This window comes from Nostoc cf. commune SO-36 (genome assembly GCF_023734775.1).
GTDB classification, from domain to species: Bacteria; Cyanobacteriota; Cyanobacteriia; order Cyanobacteriales; family Nostocaceae; genus Nostoc; species Nostoc commune_A.
Window position 1 is genome coordinate 1,781,115 of record NZ_AP025732.1, and the last position, 17,152, is coordinate 1,798,266.

Below are 17,152 nucleotides of genomic sequence, written 5' to 3' on the forward strand. Positions count from 1 at the left end.
CTCAATCAGATTTTACATTTAGTTATGATGTTAAGTTCCGTGACTCCAGTATGATAAGGATATAAAGAAATGTAATGCTAACAGAAAAGATGCTTTTTATATCTTGGAACAAAGAAGTATGGCATCGTTGTGAGCGCTAGCATTTCGACTTAGACAAGAGTTCCTCAAGTACAGTACTTTTGTCAAAATGCTTAACAAAATACACAAAGAGCGCGTAGATTATGGCTCAATTTTCTGAATCAGCAGACGTGCCCGATATGGGGCGTCGTCAGTTCATGAATCTGCTCACTTTTGGGACTGTCACTGGAGTGGCTCTGGGTGCATTGTATCCCGTTGTCAACTACTTTATTCCACCCGCAACAGGTGGTGCTGGTGGCGGTGTAACGGCAAAAGACGAGCTAGGTAACGATGTTAGCGTCGCTAAATTTCTAGAAAACCGGAATGCAGGCGATCGCAACCTAGTCCAAGGGCTAAAGGGAGATCCTACCTATATTGTGGTAGACAGCAAAGAGGCAATCAAAGATTATGGCATTAACGCCATCTGCACCCACTTAGGTTGTGTCGTCCCCTGGAACGTTGCAGAGAACAAGTTTAAGTGTCCTTGTCATGGTTCCCAGTATGACGAAACTGGTAAGGTTATTCGCGGCCCAGCGCCCCTGTCTTTGCCTTTGGCTCATACCAATGTAGCCGACGACAAAATCGTCTTGACTCCTTGGACTGAAACCGACTTCCGCACCGGTGATGCAGCTTGGTGGGCTTAATAATTTTGTCCTTAGTCCTTAGTCATTCGTCCTTTGTTCAGGGCCTAATGACTAATGACTAATGACCAATGACTAATGACTAAATTCAATCGTTGCCCTTATTAGAGATGAGAAATGTTTTCTTAAGAGCGAGGTTAACTCGCAGCACTAGAGCGATTGTAAAAACATTGCTCATAGCGATCGCTACTGTGACATTTTACTTCACCAGCGATGTAGCCCTTCCCCAATCAGCTGCCGCCTATCCCTTTTGGGCACAGCAAACCTATCCCGAAACCCCCCGCGAACCAACAGGGCGGATTGTTTGTGCCAACTGTCACCTAGCAGCCAAGCCGGCAGAAGTGGAAGTTCCCCAATCGGTGCTACCTGACACTGTATTCAAAGCTGTGGTGAAAATCCCTTACGATCTGAGCGCCCAGCAAGTTGGTGCTGATGGTTCTAAGGTTGGCTTGAACGTCGGTGCTGTACTGATGCTACCTGAAGGCTTTAAGATTGCTCCTGAAGACCGTCTTTCCGAGGAACTTAAAGAAGAAGTTGGCGACACTCCCTTCCAATCCTACAGCGAAGACAAAGAAAACGTCGTCATCGTCGGCCCTTTACCAGGTGAACAGTATCAGGAAATCGTCTTCCCTGTTCTTTCTCCCAACCCCGCAACCGACAAAAACATCCACTTCGGTAAATATTCAGTTCACTTAGGTGCTAACCGAGGACGCGGACAAGTTTATCCCACTGGCGAAAAGAGCAACAACAATGTTTACAACGCTTCCGCTACTGGCACAATTACTAAGATTGCCAAAGAGGAAGATGGAGACGGTAACGTTAAATATCTAGTCAACATCCAACCTGAATCTGGTGATGTTGTCGTTGATACGATTCCTTTAGGGCCAGAACTAGTTGTTTCCGAAGGGCAAGCAGTTAAAACTGGTGAAGCTTTAACCAGCAACCCGAATGTCGGTGGATTCGGTCAAGCAGATGGAGAAATCGTACTTCAAGACGCCTCTAGAGTCAAATGGATGATTGCGTTCATCGCTCTTGTAATGTTGGCTCAAGTTATGCTTGTGCTGAAGAAGAAGCAGGTTGAAAAAGTTCAAGCTGCTGAAATGAATTTCTAAATTCTTTGCTAAATCATTATTTGTAGGACAGGCATCTTGCCTGTCTTTTTTATACGTTATGTTTCTAAATCTGTATATAAAACTCAGAACATGAGATTTAATTTCCTTTAAAAATATATTTACTTAATCGTAATCGACTATGGGGCGATCGCTACCTTAATTACATTAATTTTAGATATTACAGTTTTCAAGTCTCAACGCGAGAGAAGAGATCCAGTCCCACCCATGACGATTACCCCAATCCACTCCACCACTGTAGAGACTATTAAAAGTATCTACAGAATGAATATATAATGTCCACTTCCACACTGGGAGGTGTCCTTTTGGTGCTTTTATGTCAAAAGTAATAGCACTGTAATTAACCCACCCACATCTCCATAACCCGCTTCTTTTCTTCCAGCCTACAGCCTCGCCAAAAGTATCCCAAATCTCAAATGAGTGCGTCCTAGTTCCACCCAGACCTTGATAAATTTGCTTTTGCACAGAGAAACCAAAGCGCCCGTTGCTGTATTCTACCCATAGCTGGTTAATGGTGCGGAGGTCTGTACAGAGAAAGTTGTTAATATCTTGAACACGCAACCAACCTTCTTCTTCTCTTTTCGCTATTATGAACATCACTCGTTCTGTTTCTTGATTAGCTAATTTCCACTTCTTGCTTGCGAGTAAGTCTCGTAATCGGCTATAGTCCATCCCCACTGCTGATTTTAATTGCATCCCTCGCTGTGTTGATGCTGATACAGATAATTGCAGTGGTGATGATAGCTGTTGAGCAGCCAAGTCATTGATAACTTTATCGGCAAATTGATAACGCTCATCAATATCCTTTTTCAATAACTTATCTAAAACCTGACCAAATTCTCCACTAAGCGGACTGGGCAAATATTGCCGCCAGTTGTGAACCCAAGCAAAACCATTTTCCACCCATAAATCAAAAGGAAAAATACCAGTTAAAAGATGAAAACAAGTTGCACCTAAAGCAAACAAATCACTTGCTGGGTAAGCTTCACCACCCTTTATCTGCTCAATTGGGCTATATCCATGTGAGCCAATTGTCGTACCCATTTGAGTATGAACTGTTGAAGTTAACTGTTTTGAGACTCCAAAATCAATTAATATCAAGCGCCCATCACTCTGACGACGCATAATATTCTCTGGTTTAATGTCTCGGTGAATTACCTGGCGCTCATGAATAAACTTGAGCAGTGGTAATAAATCTAACAACAGTTCCTTAGCCTTGCTTTCGCTGTACCTTCCCGCTTGTTCCAATTCATTCAGTAAATTCTGCCCCTCGATAAATTGCTGCACTAAATACAGGAAATTGTCTTGCTCAAAATAAGCGAAAAGCGTTGGTATTTGCGGATGTTCACCCAAATCTTGTAAGCGCTTTGCCTCTTCACCAAATAACTCCATTGCCTTCTTCACTGCCCAAGTTCCCTGCACTTTTGGTGCAAGTTGTTTAATTACACAGTGTTCATTTAATTTATCCGTATCTTCTGCTAAATAGGTTTTGCCAAAACCACCTTCGTTAGAAAGTACCCGCATCACACGGAAGCGATTTCGCAGCAAAGAGACTAGAGGCGTACTGCAAGCTTGGCAAAACTTGTTAACATCAGGGTTTAAGGGACGGGGACAATCCGGGTTAAGACAACAGAGCATCTTTTTTACTTTGTTTAATATGGTTAAGCTGCATGACTTATACCCCTACTACTGAGTAATGGGGTTTGTGCGGAATTATTCTAATAATGTTGTAACAGAATTTACCTATTTTGTTTCAATAGACAGAAAGCACAATAATATTTATAGATTTAGGTTGAATTCACGGCAGTACTAAGTAAGCCGGTGAGAATAATTCAAACTATATTAACTAATGTAAAAAATATTGAAATTATTTTGTAGTGAGGACTGAGTCCTTACTACAAACCTTTAATTATTTACGGCGTTCTACTTAGGTGATTTCTCAAAATAACTTTACCGATTAGGAGGGCGAACAGCCGTTCTCCCCTAAGATCGAATGAATGATGTTGTGTGGTAATTTTTATTCTGGAAATCACCTTAGTTATGGCGATCGCATCTTAGTTGGTTAACCATAGTCAAATGTTAAATTAAACCTAGCCCTAGTTGAGTTGAGGTATTAGCCCATGACAGCCTCAGTAGAGTATATCCCCGTTACCCCGATTGAGTACCCAGATGAGGACGGTAAGCCGATGGCTGAAGGTGATTTACAGCGCAAGTGTCTCGTATACGCTACCACTGTACTGGAAATTTATTTTCAAAATCACCCAGATGTATACGTCGCTGGTAATCTATTTATTTACTACGAAAAAGGTTATCCAGAATCAGTCGTAGCCCCAGATGTATTTGTAGTATTTGGAGTGGAAAACCGTGACAGACGCTCTTACAAAACCTGGGAAGAAAATAATCAAACCCCAGATTTTGTTCTAGAGATTACGTCAAAAAGCACACGCAGCAAAGACCAAGGTGCAAAGAAAGGAATTTACGCTTTTTTGGGAGTGCGTGAATATTTTCAATATGACCCCACAGGCGATTATCTCAATCCCCAACTCCAGGGTTTACACTTGGTCGATGGGAATTATTTTCCAGTAGCAGCCAATACCTTGCCAGATGGTACAGTCTCCCTACCCAGTGAAGTTTTAGGACTAGAGTTACGCCTGGAAGCTGGAAAACTGCGTTTTTACAATCCAGCGACGGGTGAAATACTCCTAACTCATGAAGAGGAAGCAGCTGCACGACAAGCAGCAGAAGAGAAAGCCCAAAGATTAGCTGCTAAACTTCGAGAATTAAATATTGATCCAGATAGCCTTTAGCTAAATCCGGCAGTGTTAATAAAATAATCGGGTGAGTATGATTTACCCACCCTAATTATGCTTACTGAATTAGACAATATTCTCAAAGTTCTCCATTAATCTTACGCCTGATAATTTCCATCTGGGCTTGCATATCAGCTTCTGTCACAGGCATAGGATACTTTGGAGAATTAGGGTCGCGTTTACTCATTAAAAAACGTAGAGCTTCAATATCTTCACGGTTTTCTACGACATAAGCTCTCAACTCTGTAAAACTCATTTGCTCATAATTCGGGTTCATTGACAAACTCCCATTCGCCATTGCGATAAACAATGATTTGCAGTTCATCCGCAGATAAAATGTAAATTTCTCCGATTTTGTCGTCAAATCGAAATAAGCGGATGTCTTTATAAAGATTTGACAGCATTTGACAAACCCTTACACAGGCTAAGGCTTGCTCTGTTGTTGGTAAAATACTTGTACTGAGCTTCTTGCCTTGAGCGAAGTCGAAAGGTGTCGAAGTAAACGCTCCTCACTACTAATATAAGGTGGGCATTGCCCACCTTACTGCTGTTGATTACTTTATGTGAAGACTATAGCGGACGATAGACGCGATAGTTGATTTCGGGGAAGATATTATCCATTAACTCGACTTTTTCCAACCAACCACTGTCAACTTTGCCGACTTTCACATCTTCGTAGAGCTTATTGAAGCGCATCAGGTGCGATCGCGTCCGTCTAACTGCATAGGGTACCATTGTTCCCGTCCGCATAATAAATGCCCAGTCAGAAGATTGTGCTAATAACAATTCCCGCGCCGCTTGGTTAAGCGCTTTCCACTGCAATTCATCCTCTGGTTCCAAATGCGATATTTCAATCATCCGTTCAGCAGCTTTGTGCAAATGCGGATAAACCCACGCGTTCGTTTCGTTTAACCAATACTCGTGAAAACCTTTAAAACCCCAACTCGACTGCGAAGGGCGACAGACTTGCTGCGTTGGCTGATCTCGTAAATAGTCTGCTAAATGGGTCATTTGATATGTTTTTTGGTCATACCACGACTTGCGGAATAAGTAATCAATGAACCAAGGGCCTTCATACCACCAGTGTCCAAATAACTCTGCGTCATAAGGCGAAACGATAATTGGCGGGCGCTGCATCATACCATAGAGATGCTCAGATTGTCGCTCTCGGTTATACATAAAATTATCAGCGTGTTCTGCTGCCTTTTCTCTAGCCCAATAGGGATCGTAAAGTGCCTTATCTGATAAACCTAAGCCACGCCCAGTAATTTTGTGATACTTAATACCAGTATTTTTCCGTTGACCATTGGGCATAATGTAGGGCTTGATATACTCATATTCTGCTTCCCAGCCCAAATCTTTGTAAAATTCTCGATATTCCGCCGCCCCAGGATAGCCCACCTCAGAAGACCATACCTGTTGGGAAGATTCATGATCTCGACCAAAGACAGCAACACCAGTTTCTGTATAAATTGGGGCATAAGTGCCAAAGCGCGGACGCGGACGGGCGTAAAGAATGCCATGCCCATCAGTGAGGAAGTAGCGTAATCCAGCATCGGCTAGCATCCGATCTAAACCTTCATAGTAGGCGCATTCCGGCAGCCAAATGCCTCTGGGTGCTTTTCCAAAGGTTTGCTCGTAATGTTCGCAAGCTACCTGAATTTGCGCCCAGACCGCTTCTGGATACATTTTCATCAACGGCAAATAGCCGTGAGTAGCGCCGCAAGTAATGATTTCTAGGTTGTTACTGTCTTGGAACTGCTTAAAAGCTGTCACCAAGTCACCTTGATTGCGTTCCCATAGCTGACGCGCTTCTTTAAACTCAGTAATGTAATGTTCGGCTAAATAACGAAGATGCCCGTTATTGACATTATGTTCTGCTTCTAGTTGTATAAGTTCTTCTAGCTGGGTCAAGTGTGCGTCATAGCGTTCTTGCAGCAGAGGGTCACGAAGCATCGACACTAGAGGTGGTGTCATACTCATCGTGATTTTAAAGTCGATACCGTCTCGCTTTAAGCCTTCAAATACTTTCAATAATGGAATGTAGGTTTCTGTGATGGCTTCATAGAGCCATTCTTCCTCCAGCACGTAGTCACTTTCCGGGTGACGAACGAAGGGTAGATGTGCGTGAAGTACAAGCGCGACGTAGCCGATAGCCATAGTGATTTTGGGGTGATACTTGTAAGTTGAAGGTCGAGAGGTTTGGCTGAAATTAACAATATTTTAAGACTTTATGGGGATCGTAAGAATAGTTTTCAATTGAGTTAAATACAGTGTTTGTAGGGGCACAACATTGCTCATTGGTGTCAACTTAAGCTAAAAATAGCTTCTCGCTTTGCCTCCACACCCGCCTTGGAATCAATTCCAAGGCTAATAGTTAAAGTCTACTAAAGTAGACTCAAGATTTTTCGGATTAATTAGTCATCTTCAGATGACTTTCGCTATTAGCAAGGAACTTCAGTTCCTTGCGAGACATAGCTTTTACGTTAAGTTGACACCTATGAACAATGCTGTACCCCCAGTGCGTGTAGTTAACTAGCTTTGAATCTCTGTAAAACTTGTCTATTTGTTTATTGTATTATCTTGTACTTAAAATATTTACGTACAGCCCGTTGTAGACATCGCACTCCTTATTCTTCATCCCGATATAATTCCTGCAAGTCCTGTAACTGAGTCTTGCGGGAAATTCGGCGATATTTTTTACTTTCTAGCTTGGGTTCGTATTGACTCTGCCCTTTGCCTTTGCTTTTGCTTTTTAACTTCATGGTAGATTCTGGATCAGCTTGTTGATGCAGCTGGGTTTGATGAGCGATCGCAGCATCCAAAAATTCTAAATAATGTTCATATCGTTCCCAGTCTCCCCGCACCGCACACTCCGGCTCGTCTCGATGCAGACAATCACTAAACCGACAGCTAGCAACTGCTAATCGCTTTCTTGCTTCTGGGAAATAATGAATTAATTCTTCTGGTATACAATCGATGTCCGGCTGATTAAAGCCGGGGGTATCTGCAAGCAAACCACCACTAGGCAACTCAAATAATTCTATATGGCGAGTCGTATGACGACCACGAGCTAGTTTGCCAGAAACTTCCCCTACTCGCAGTTTGGCAGATTCAATCAGCGTATTAATCAGGCTGGATTTACCAACCCCAGAAGGCCCAGCAATTACCGTAATTTTATTGTTCAAATATCTGCCTGCTTGGTCAGTATTTATACCATCTTTGACGCTGATAAATATTGGTTCATAGCCCCAACCAAGGAGGCGATCGCTAACTTGCTGCTGTTCCTGCTGTGAAATTAAATCACTTTTATTCAAACATAAAAGCACATCCAAGCCAGTAGACTCAGCCTTAATTAGAAATCGACTCAGTTGATAAGGTTCCAAAGGTGGATCAGCAACGGCAAATACCAATAGAATTTGGTTAACATTGGCGATCGCGGGACGATCTAACTCACTTTGGCGGGGTAAAACATAAGCGATCGCTCCCCGTCCCCCAGCCCAATCTGGCTCTTCTACTACAACGCGATCGCCCACCATCACCTGTTGTCCGATTTTTTTCAGGCGTGTTCTACGAGTACAAAGCAGCAGAGGAGGCGAAGCAGCTGTGGGACAGTGGGGCAGAAAGGCATTTAAATCCAGTTTCTCCTCTGCTCCCCTGCTCCTCTGCTCCCCTACCTCTTGATCCATCTGTACTCGGTAAAAATTAGCCTGTACAGCTACCACCGTACCCAATAACTGCCCAGTTACAGCAAAATTTTCCCCTGTCATTGGCCATTAAGTGGACGGCGCACTAACAGAGAAAAATAACTAGTACAGTCTGTAATTTGTTCCACCTGATAACCTGCCATTGTCAGACTATCAGGAACCTGCTCAATCGGCTCACCGGGGTCTAGCCAGACTTCTAGCAAACCTCCCAATGGCATTTTCTCCAGACGTAATTTTGTCCGCACGAAATTAATTGGGCAAGGAGTGCCACGTAAATCAAGTTGAGCATCGGGAGTTAAAACAGAAGAGGGCTTCATTACTTAAATAAATTTCCCAAAAATCCTTCTAGACCGCCTTTACCAGTGCGATCTCCCTTAATTTTAGCTAGTTTCTCCAACAGTTCCCTCTCCTCTGGGGTCACTTTATTGGGAATATCAATTAATACCGTCAGCATGTGATCTCCACGACTTACGGGATTACCTAAGCGGGGTACGCCACGATTTTCCAACTTCATCACCGTATTTGGCTGGGTTCCAGCTGGAAGAATCAGTTCCACCAGCCCATCTACCGTATCTACCTCTAACCGACAACCTAAAATTGCTTGCAGGTAGCTAACTTTGATTTCCGAGAGAATATTAATGCCATCGCGTTGGAATTGTTCGTCCTCATTCACGAACAAGTAAACGTACAAATCTCCAGGAGGGCCACTGCGTTGGCCAGCATCGCCTTCACTAGAAATCCGCAAGCGTGTGCCATTATCCACCCCAGCCGGAATGGTAATTTTGAGTTTCTTAGTGACTTGATTTGCGCCCTTACCATCACAGGCGTCACATTTATCTTCAATTACCATCCCTGTCCCATTACAGGTGGGACAAGTCGAGACTTGGGTGAAACTGCCAAAGGGTGTTCTGGTAACACGGCGGACTTGACCCGAACCACTACAAGTTGAACAAGTGCGAGGGCGGGTTCCAGGTTTAGCACCAGAACCGCTACAGACTTCGCAATTTTCTAAATGGGAAATGCGAATTTCTTTTTCCCCGCCAAAAACCGCTTCCCGAAAGTCTAACTTCAGGTCTAGGCGCAGGTCATCACCCCTCGCAGGCCCACTGCGCCGTCTTTGTTGTGTGGGACTACCCATACCGCCAGCAAAGCCACTAAAAATGCTTTCAAAGATATCGGCAAAACCACCCATATCGCCGACATCTTGAAAGCCCGCGCCAGCAGCACCTGATACACCGTCTGGCCCAAAGCGATCATAACGAGCGCGGGTTTCTGGTTCCGAGAGTACCTCATAAGCGCGGTTAATTTCTTTAAAGCGATCCTCCGCCCCCGGTTCTTTGTTCACATCTGGGTGATACTTCCGGGCTAAACGGCGATAGGCTTGTTTGATTTCTTCTTTGTCGGTGTCACGAGAGACACCCAGGATTTCATAATAGTCGCGGGCCATATAGCAAAGGTAAAAGTTAGAAGGAAGAAAGCAGAAGGCAGTAGAAAGTCAGAGTCACTTGCTATCCTACGGAAAAGTGTTTTGCCTACAGATATGGAGGAGCAACACAGTAACCTTTAGAGAGCATCTTGCGGGAGGATAGGCAGAAGATAAAATTAATTTTTGTTAATAACTGATTTTACCCTTTACCTTTTACAAAAATCACCGACAAATTTTGGGCAACAGGTGATTTCCTCGTGGGAGACGACAAAAGCTATAGAAGTTACGAGCTGGTTGTAAGCCTTTGCTCAGACTTCTCACTGCCGAGTCGGCTGTCTCTTTTACAATTGTGCTACGTAGGAGAGGAAAACCCCGTCCATCAACCAGAGGGGCTAGCCGCACCATTAGGTGTGGAAAACCACCCTTATGCAATGGAAGTGGATTTGAACTGGTATACTGCCTAGCCCAAAGTAATTTGCTTCTACAATCTAGCAAACCGCGAGGTCTTGTGAAACTTCGCTAAATATTTAGATATATTAAAATTTCTTAATAAAAATTTGCAAATTAGGAAATAGGGAAGAGGCAGGGGGCAAGGGAGAGAATAAAGAATTACCTTTTTATTTACTCTTTCCCCTCTGCCTCTTGCCAATGCCCCATCCCTAATCTATTGCCTCGTAATCAACCTGGGCAGTACTTTCTTCGTCAAAATCAAAGTTGAATTGTGGTATTAGTGTGCCATTTGGTGAGTCTACTTCTGGAGTCAAGATATTAGCTGAAGCCTCCTCAATCTCATCTGTTTGGCTGTTAGCTCGGTTATAGACATCAGCACCAATTGCAAACAGGGTTTGTTGGAAGTCGTCTAAGCGCTGCTTAAATTCTATAGTGGAGATGCTGGAGTCAATCATTGCAGCTTGGAGTTGTGAAACTTTTTCACTGGCCAAGGTTTTCATCTGCTCGCCGATAAAGTTGCTATTATCCTTGATGGTGGATTCGTAACTGAATAACAGATTATCTGCTTGGTTTTTGAGTTCAACCAGTTCTTTACGTCTTCTATCTTCCTCGGAAAACAGTTCGGCCTCTTGGCGCATCCGTTCGACTTCGTTGGTACTCAAACCACCTGTATTGGTAATCCTAATACTCTGTTCTCTACCTGTACCTTTGTCTTGGGCGGAAACCTTCAGGATGCCGTTGACATCGATTTCAAAGGATACTTCAATTTGTGGCACACCACGGGGCGATGGGGGAATTCCTGCTAACAGAAACTTGCCGAGACTCTTGTTATCTCGTGACATTGCCCGTTCACCTTGGAGGATGTGAATTTCTACCGAGGTTTGCCCATCAACTGCTGTGGAAAAAATTTGTGACTTACTAGTAGGAATTGTGGTGTTGCGTTCAATAATTTTGGTGAACACTTCACCCAAGGTTTCAATGCCCAAGGACAGAGGGGTGACATCCAAAAGTAAGAGATTATCTACTTCGCCACCCAACACCCCTGCTTGGATAGCCGCTCCCAATGCTACCGCTTCGTCAGGGTTGATAGAGCGATCGGGAGCTTTGCCGTTGAAAAACTTAATTAGCGCGTTTTGAACTGCGGGAATACGAGTAGAACCACCTACTAAAATAATCCGATCTATAGCTTGTGGTTTGAGATCCGCATCTTTGAGAGCTTGGATCATTGGTTCTATGGTACCTTCAATTAATTTTCCTGCCAGTTCTTCAAATTTAGAGCGGCTGAGTTCCATCTCCAGATGCTTTGGCCCGGTGTCATCAGCCGTGATAAAGGGCAAGTTGATGGAGGTATTCGTCATGCTGGAGAGTTCAATTTTTGCCTTTTCCGCTGCTTCCCGCAGGCGTTGCAGCGCCATCTTATCTTGGGAAAGGTCGATCTTTTCTTGTTGCTGGAAACGTTCCATCATCCAACGCACGATCGCATTATCAAAGTCGTCTCCACCTAAGTGGTTGTTGCCACAAGTCGCCTTAACTTCAAAAACGCCATCCCCAAGTTGCAGGATCGAAACGTCGAAGGTTCCGCCTCCCAAGTCAAATACTAAAATTAGCTGCTCTTGGTCTTGCTTTTCCAATCCGAAAGCTAAAGCCGCAGCTGTTGGTTCATTAATGATTCGCAGGACTTCTAGTCCAGCAATTGTGCCGGCATCTTTAGTTGCTTGTCTTTGAGCATCTGTAAAATATGCTGGTACGGTGATCACTGCCTGAGTGACTTCCTCACCCAAAAAGTTTTCCGCATCCTGCTTGAGCTTTTGCAGGATCATGGCGGATAGTTCTTGTGGCGTATAGTTTTTTGAGCGAATTTGGACATCAACAGTATCGTCTCGACCCTTGACACAGTTGTAAGGGACGCGATCGCGTTCTATGTCAGTATCTTCCCAACGCCGCCCGATAAATCGTTTAATACTGTAAATTGTGTTTTCAGCATTGGTTACGGCTTGGCGCTTTGCCAACTGACCAACCAAGCGATCGCCACTCTTGCCAAATCCCACAATACTTGGAGTAGTTCGTCCACCTTCAGAATTGGAGATCACCAGTGGTTGACCGCCTTCCAAAACTGCGACGCAACTGTTAGTAGTGCCTAAGTCGATCCCAATAACTTTTCCCATATTCGGCAGTATTTTTACTGATTCTTTCTGCTGTAATGTGTCGCGGACTAACTTTTTTACTCTGAACAAAGGCTAGCGGATAACGTCTGTGGAATCCCTGTTACTGGTAGCAAGAGAGAAGTTTAAACACAGAGAGTTATCCAAAGCCTTGTTCAAGTTTTAGGTACGCGATGCTCATCCTTGCTAGAACCCAGGCACTTGAGGTCAGTGAGGTGAGCAATTACAGCTTAACTGTTGGCTGAACTCGACTGATCTTCTGGTGCAGCAGGGCTATCTTCCTTGGGAGCAGCTACCTTGACCATTGCATGGCGTAGCACACGTTCACCCAAGAAGTATCCGCGCACTAACTCTTCTAACACTGTTCCTTCAGGATGTTCATCCGTAGGTTCCCGCATTACTGCTTCGTGCAGGTTAGGATCAAATTCTTGTCCTTCGGGACGCATTGGTGATACACCTAAGCGCTTCAAGCTATCTACTAGTTGTTTGTAAACGCCTTGGTAACTTTTGTGCATGGTCATTTCGCCATCAGATTGCGGTTTGAGGTGCGATCGCGCCCGCTCAAAATTATCGACCACTGGCAGCAATTCCAGAATCGTGTTCCGCTTCATCAGCGTCTCTAACTCTTCTTTTTCTTTGCTAGTACGTTTCCGGTAATTCTCAAAATCAGCAGCAATCCGCATATATTGAGTACTACGCTCTTCTAGCTGCGTTTTGAGAGACTCAATTTGTTGAGTCAGTTCTGCCAAAGCTGCTGTTTCCACTCCGGTTTTTTCGGTTGCAGCGACGCTATTTTCTACATTGGGATTAGCCGTTCCCGATACATTTGTTTGGGCTGCCACTGGCTCTGTCACCTCGCTACCAGATTCATTGAAATTTACTTGGGCTGGGAAGTCACTCTTCATTGCTTGCTTTACCTCTGTTGGTTCACCCAATTGCTGGCTTGTATTGTTTATCTGTTTATTTTCATCGATCATTGTCTATTCATTCCAGATGCTTTTTATGGCAGTGTATCTCCACAGCTTGCAACCGTCGTCATCCACGGCTTGCCACTGGGGCTGATTTTTTTGCCAACAAGTGGTAAGTTCCTGGAAATGATGTAACCGTCCTCTTATTGTGACAAATGGTGAACACCTTAGCCCAGATGCCACTAAGGCGGGAACCCGAACGAGTAATTTGCAAATGTTAACTCTGGAACTGGGGACTGGGTAAGAGTCTTTTTCCCAATTTGGTTGGGGTTTGAATCTTCATCAAAATTATTCCAGTCCTCAATTCCCAGTTCAATTCGCCCTTGGTGTCTCCTAGAGCAACAACGTAACTTAGGACTTTTTTGGGAAATGAGAATTCTGTCTTACAGCCTGGGAATACTTTAATCAGAGGTTTCCCCAAATCAATTGCTCATTTATGACTTACTCGTCACCACAACGGCGCAGTACCGCTCTAACTACCAGAACAGAGTTTTCGCCCTTTGGCAACAAGCTAGTGCAATCTGGCTATGTCAATACCGAACAGATGAGGCAGGCATTAATTGAAAGCCGCAAATCTGGCAGACCCCTAACGGAAGTATTAGAGTCAATCACTGGGCAACAACTATCACCTGAGTTGCTCAGGCAATACAAAAAACAGCAACTATTTGAACTCAAAATACTATACGGTGTAGAATTCCTCGATCCTGAAGTCAGCTCCATTGGCAACACGATGATGGGGAACCTGATTGAAACCCTCATCCCAGTGGATATCTGTCGTCGCCATCGTTTAGTACCACTGTCAAAACACGAAGACCAGACCCCGCCCTCAGTTTTAGTGGCGATGGTTGCTCCAGATAATCTAGAGGCTTCCGATGACCTGAACCGCATCTTGCGCCCCCAAGGCTTGGCGTTGCAGCGCATGGTGATTACCCAGGAAGATTACCAACAGCTAATCAACCAATATCTGGATGAAATGGCTGTTAAGCAAAAGCACCTAGAACAAGAAAAGTTTACAGATATTAATCAGGATTTAGAAAACCTCGGAAATCTCGATCTTTCCGATGCTCCTGAAGAAATGGAGGCTGATCTAGGGGCGGCGATGAAGGGTGCAGAGGATGCCCCAGTCATCAACCTAGTTAACAGAATCCTGGCTAAAGCCTTACATGAGGGCGTTTCTGACATACATATCGAACCGCAAGAAGAAAACTTACGCATTCGCTTTCGCAAGGATGGCGTACTGCGCGAAGCTTTCGATCCCCTACCGAAAAAAATCATCCCGGCAGTTACAGCCCGATTTAAAATCATCTCCAATCTAGACATTGCGGAACGCCGTTTGCCCCAAGATGGACGCATTCGCCGGATGTTTGAGGGACGTAAGGTGGATTTCCGGGTAAATACCTTACCCAGTCGCTACGGGGAAAAGGTAGTGCTGCGGATTTTGGATAACTCCTCCACCCAACTGGGATTAAATAAGTTAATTACCGATCCAGAGACTTTAAATATTGTCAAGGATATGGTAAGTCGTCCCTTTGGTCTAATTTTGGTGACTGGGCCAACTGGTTCTGGGAAAACAACTTCGTTGTATTCTGCACTCTCAGAAAAGAATGATCCCGGAATTAATATCAGTACTGTGGAAGACCCAATTGAGTACAGTCTTCCAGGGATTACTCAAGTACAGGTGATTCGGGAAAAAGGGCTAGATTTTGCTACCGCGTTGCGGGCTTTTTTGCGACAAGATCCAGACGTGCTACTGGTGGGTGAAACGCGGGATAAGGAAACGGCAAAAACAGCAATTGAAGCTGCCTTGACGGGTCACTTGGTATTAACTACCTTACATACCAATGATGCCCCAGGAGCGATCGCTCGTTTGGGAGAAATGGGGATTGAGCCTTTCATGGTTTCTAGTTCCCTAATTGGCGTTTTAGCTCAACGTTTGGTGCGGCGTGTATGTTCTGAATGTCGTATTGCCTACACTCCCACAACCGAGGAACTAGCTCGTTATGGTCTATCAGCTTCCTCAGATGTAGGAGTCACCTTTTACAAAGCTAACACCTTGACATTAGATGCGATCGCAGAAGCCAAAGGCAAAAATCAGCTTTGCTCAAAATGTAATGGGGTCGGCTACAAAGGGCGTTGTGGTGTTTATGAAGTTATGCGAGTCACCGAAAACCTGCAAACTCTCATCAACGAAGATGCACCCACAGAACGAATCAAGGAAGTGGCAATAGAAGAGGGCATGAAAACCTTACTGGCTTACAGTTTGGACTTAGTGCGAGAAGGTTCTACCACCCTAGAAGAAGTAGAACGAGTAACGTTTACTGATACTGGTTTGGAAGCCGAGTTAAAAGCCAAACGCAAGACTGGTCTTACCTGCCGGAGTTGCGATGCCACATTGAAACAAGAATGGCTGGATTGCCCCTACTGTATGACATCTCGGTTTTAAGGCTAGTCATTGGTCATTGGTCACTAGTTGACGCTTAGTAACTTTAAACAAATGACATAGACGCCTTAGCGGCTTCCCGCAGGGTAGGACAAAGGACAAATAAAACATTAAAAGGAAGCAGAACTATGGAAATGATGATTGAAGACTTGATGGAGCAATTGATTGAATTGGGTGGCTCGGATATGCATTTATCCGCAGGTTTGCCTCCCTACTTCCGTATCAGTGGCAAACTCACCCCCATCGGTGAGCATGTATTGACAGCCGATCAATGTCAAAGACTGATTTTTAGTATGCTCAACAACACCCAGCGTAAAACCTTAGAGCAGAACTGGGAGTTGGATTGTTCTTATGGTGTTAAGGGTTTGGCACGTTTTCGAGTCAATGTCTATAAAGAACGTGGTTCTTATGCTGCTTGCTTACGAGCATTAAGTTCTAAGATTCCTAACTTTGAAAAATTAGGTTTGCCAGATATCGTGCGGGAAATGACAGATAAACCCAGAGGGCTAATTCTGGTGACAGGCCCTACAGGTTCCGGGAAGACAACTACCCTAGCGGCAATGATTGACTTGATTAACCGCACCAAGGCAGAGCATATTTTAACGGTGGAAGATCCAATTGAATTTGTCTACGAACCAATTAAAAGCTTGGTTCACCAAAGGCAATTGGGTGAAGATACCAAGAGTTTTGCTAATGCTTTGAAAGCAGCTTTGCGGGAAGATCCAGATATTGTTCTGGTGGGAGAAATGCGCGATTTGGAAACAATTTCTTTGGCGATTTCCGCAGCAGAAACAGGACACTTGGTATTTGGCACTCTCCATACCAGTTCTGCGGCACAGACAGTTGACCGGATTATTGACGTTTTCCCCCATGAAAGACAAACCCAGGTGCGGGTGCAGTTATCTAACTCGTTAGTGGCTGTATTTAGCCAAACTTTGGTGTCCAAGAAAAACCCGAAACCCGGTGAATATGGTCGGGTGATGGCTCAAGAAATTCTGATTGTCACTCCCGCTATTTCCAACTTGATTCGAGAAGGCAAAACATCTCAAATTTACTCAGCTATTCAAACGGGCGGCAAATTGGGAATGCAAACTCTGGAGAAGGTTTTAGCTGATTTTTACAAAAATGGAACCATTTCCTTTGAAGCGGCGATGTCTAAAACTTCTAAGCCAGATGAAATCCAGCGTCTGATTGGTAATTCTACACCGCAAGCAGCCGCAGGTGCGAAAGCTGGGGCGGCTGCCAAAGCGCATTAAAAGAACTGGGGAAATAAGGGAGATGAGGAACTAAAGATAAAGTTG

Annotated in this window: 15 protein-coding genes and 1 pseudogene; 6 read left to right on the plus strand and 10 right to left on the minus strand. The window is 44.3% G+C overall.

What is annotated here, in order from left to right:
• The first annotated feature begins 221 nt into the window (after positions 1–221).
• Positions 222–761: a cytochrome b6-f complex iron-sulfur subunit gene (gene petC, locus ANSO36C_RS07830; protein ID WP_229558806.1), complete on the plus strand. Its 540-nt coding sequence runs from the start codon at positions 222–224 to the stop codon at positions 759–761.
• 107 nt (positions 762–868) lie between these two features.
• Entirely contained in the window at positions 869–1,870 is a 1,002-nt protein-coding gene (gene petA / locus ANSO36C_RS07835) for a cytochrome f (protein ID WP_251959070.1), read from the plus strand.
• Between the two features lie 171 nt (positions 1,871–2,041).
• Here petA and ANSO36C_RS07840 read toward each other — a convergent pair whose 3' ends face one another.
• Complete coding sequence (locus ANSO36C_RS07840) at positions 2,042–2,584, minus strand: GUN4 domain-containing protein (protein ID WP_323374599.1); 543 nt, start codon at positions 2,582–2,584, stop codon at positions 2,042–2,044.
• A 45-nt stretch (positions 2,585–2,629) separates the two neighbouring features.
• A pseudogene (locus ANSO36C_RS07845) lies at positions 2,630–3,526 on the minus strand (protein kinase domain-containing protein); the annotation flags it as partial.
• A 482-nt stretch (positions 3,527–4,008) separates the two neighbouring features.
• Here ANSO36C_RS07845 and ANSO36C_RS07850 point away from each other — a divergent pair.
• Positions 4,009–4,695: a Uma2 family endonuclease gene (locus tag ANSO36C_RS07850; protein WP_251959071.1), complete on the plus strand. Its 687-nt coding sequence runs from the start codon at positions 4,009–4,011 to the stop codon at positions 4,693–4,695.
• An 82-nt stretch (positions 4,696–4,777) separates the two neighbouring features.
• On the opposite strand, the gene ANSO36C_RS07855 is transcribed toward ANSO36C_RS07850, so the two are convergent.
• The 6 genes from ANSO36C_RS07855 to dnaJ form a co-directional block, all read right to left on the minus strand.
• On the minus strand, positions 4,778–4,975 hold the full coding sequence (locus ANSO36C_RS07855; RefSeq protein WP_109011583.1) for a DUF6887 family protein: 198 nt from the start codon (positions 4,973–4,975) through the stop codon (positions 4,778–4,780).
• On the minus strand, positions 4,959–5,102 hold the full coding sequence (locus ANSO36C_RS07860) for a DUF6888 family protein (protein ID WP_181985179.1): 144 nt from the start codon (positions 5,100–5,102) through the stop codon (positions 4,959–4,961). Before ANSO36C_RS07860 ends, ANSO36C_RS07855 begins: the two co-directional genes overlap by 17 nt.
• A 166-nt stretch (positions 5,103–5,268) precedes the next feature.
• Entirely contained in the window at positions 5,269–6,858 is a 1,590-nt protein-coding gene (locus ANSO36C_RS07865) for a glycoside hydrolase family 57 protein (protein ID WP_251959072.1), read from the minus strand.
• A 470-nt stretch (positions 6,859–7,328) separates the two neighbouring features.
• Positions 7,329–8,468 carry a small ribosomal subunit biogenesis GTPase RsgA gene (gene rsgA, locus ANSO36C_RS07870; RefSeq protein ID WP_251959073.1) on the minus strand — a complete coding sequence of 380 codons (1,140 nt, stop codon included), beginning with the start codon at positions 8,466–8,468 and terminating at the stop codon, positions 7,329–7,331.
• Entirely contained in the window at positions 8,465–8,722 is a 258-nt protein-coding gene (locus tag ANSO36C_RS07875) for a sulfurtransferase TusA family protein (RefSeq protein WP_190939555.1), read from the minus strand. Before ANSO36C_RS07875 ends, rsgA begins: the two co-directional genes overlap by 4 nt.
• Entirely contained in the window at positions 8,722–9,852 is a 1,131-nt protein-coding gene (dnaJ, locus tag ANSO36C_RS07880) for a molecular chaperone DnaJ (protein WP_251959074.1), read from the minus strand. The genes ANSO36C_RS07875 and dnaJ overlap by 1 nt, the downstream gene beginning before the upstream one ends.
• 236 nt (positions 9,853–10,088) lie before the next feature.
• On the opposite strand from dnaJ, the gene ANSO36C_RS07885 reads away from it, so the two are divergent.
• Positions 10,089–10,295 carry a hypothetical protein gene (locus ANSO36C_RS07885; RefSeq protein WP_251959075.1) on the plus strand — a complete coding sequence of 69 codons (207 nt, stop codon included), beginning with the start codon at positions 10,089–10,091 and terminating at the stop codon, positions 10,293–10,295.
• Positions 10,296–10,490: 195 nt separating this feature from the next.
• Here the strand turns inward: ANSO36C_RS07885 and dnaK are convergent, their stop codons facing one another.
• Positions 10,491–12,446, minus strand: coding sequence for a molecular chaperone DnaK (gene dnaK, locus ANSO36C_RS07890; protein ID WP_251960278.1), 1,956 nt, complete (start codon positions 12,444–12,446; stop codon positions 10,491–10,493).
• 227 nt (positions 12,447–12,673) lie between these two features.
• Entirely contained in the window at positions 12,674–13,420 is a 747-nt protein-coding gene (grpE, locus tag ANSO36C_RS07895; RefSeq protein ID WP_251959076.1) for a nucleotide exchange factor GrpE, read from the minus strand.
• 427 nt (positions 13,421–13,847) lie between these two features.
• On the opposite strand from grpE, the gene ANSO36C_RS07900 reads away from it, so the two are divergent.
• On the plus strand, positions 13,848–15,854 hold the full coding sequence (locus ANSO36C_RS07900; protein WP_251959077.1) for a GspE/PulE family protein: 2,007 nt from the start codon (positions 13,848–13,850) through the stop codon (positions 15,852–15,854).
• 125 nt (positions 15,855–15,979) lie between these two features.
• Positions 15,980–17,107 carry a type IV pilus twitching motility protein PilT gene (locus ANSO36C_RS07905; RefSeq protein ID WP_251959078.1) on the plus strand — a complete coding sequence of 376 codons (1,128 nt, stop codon included), beginning with the start codon at positions 15,980–15,982 and terminating at the stop codon, positions 17,105–17,107.
• The last annotated feature ends 45 nt before the right edge of the window (positions 17,108–17,152 follow it).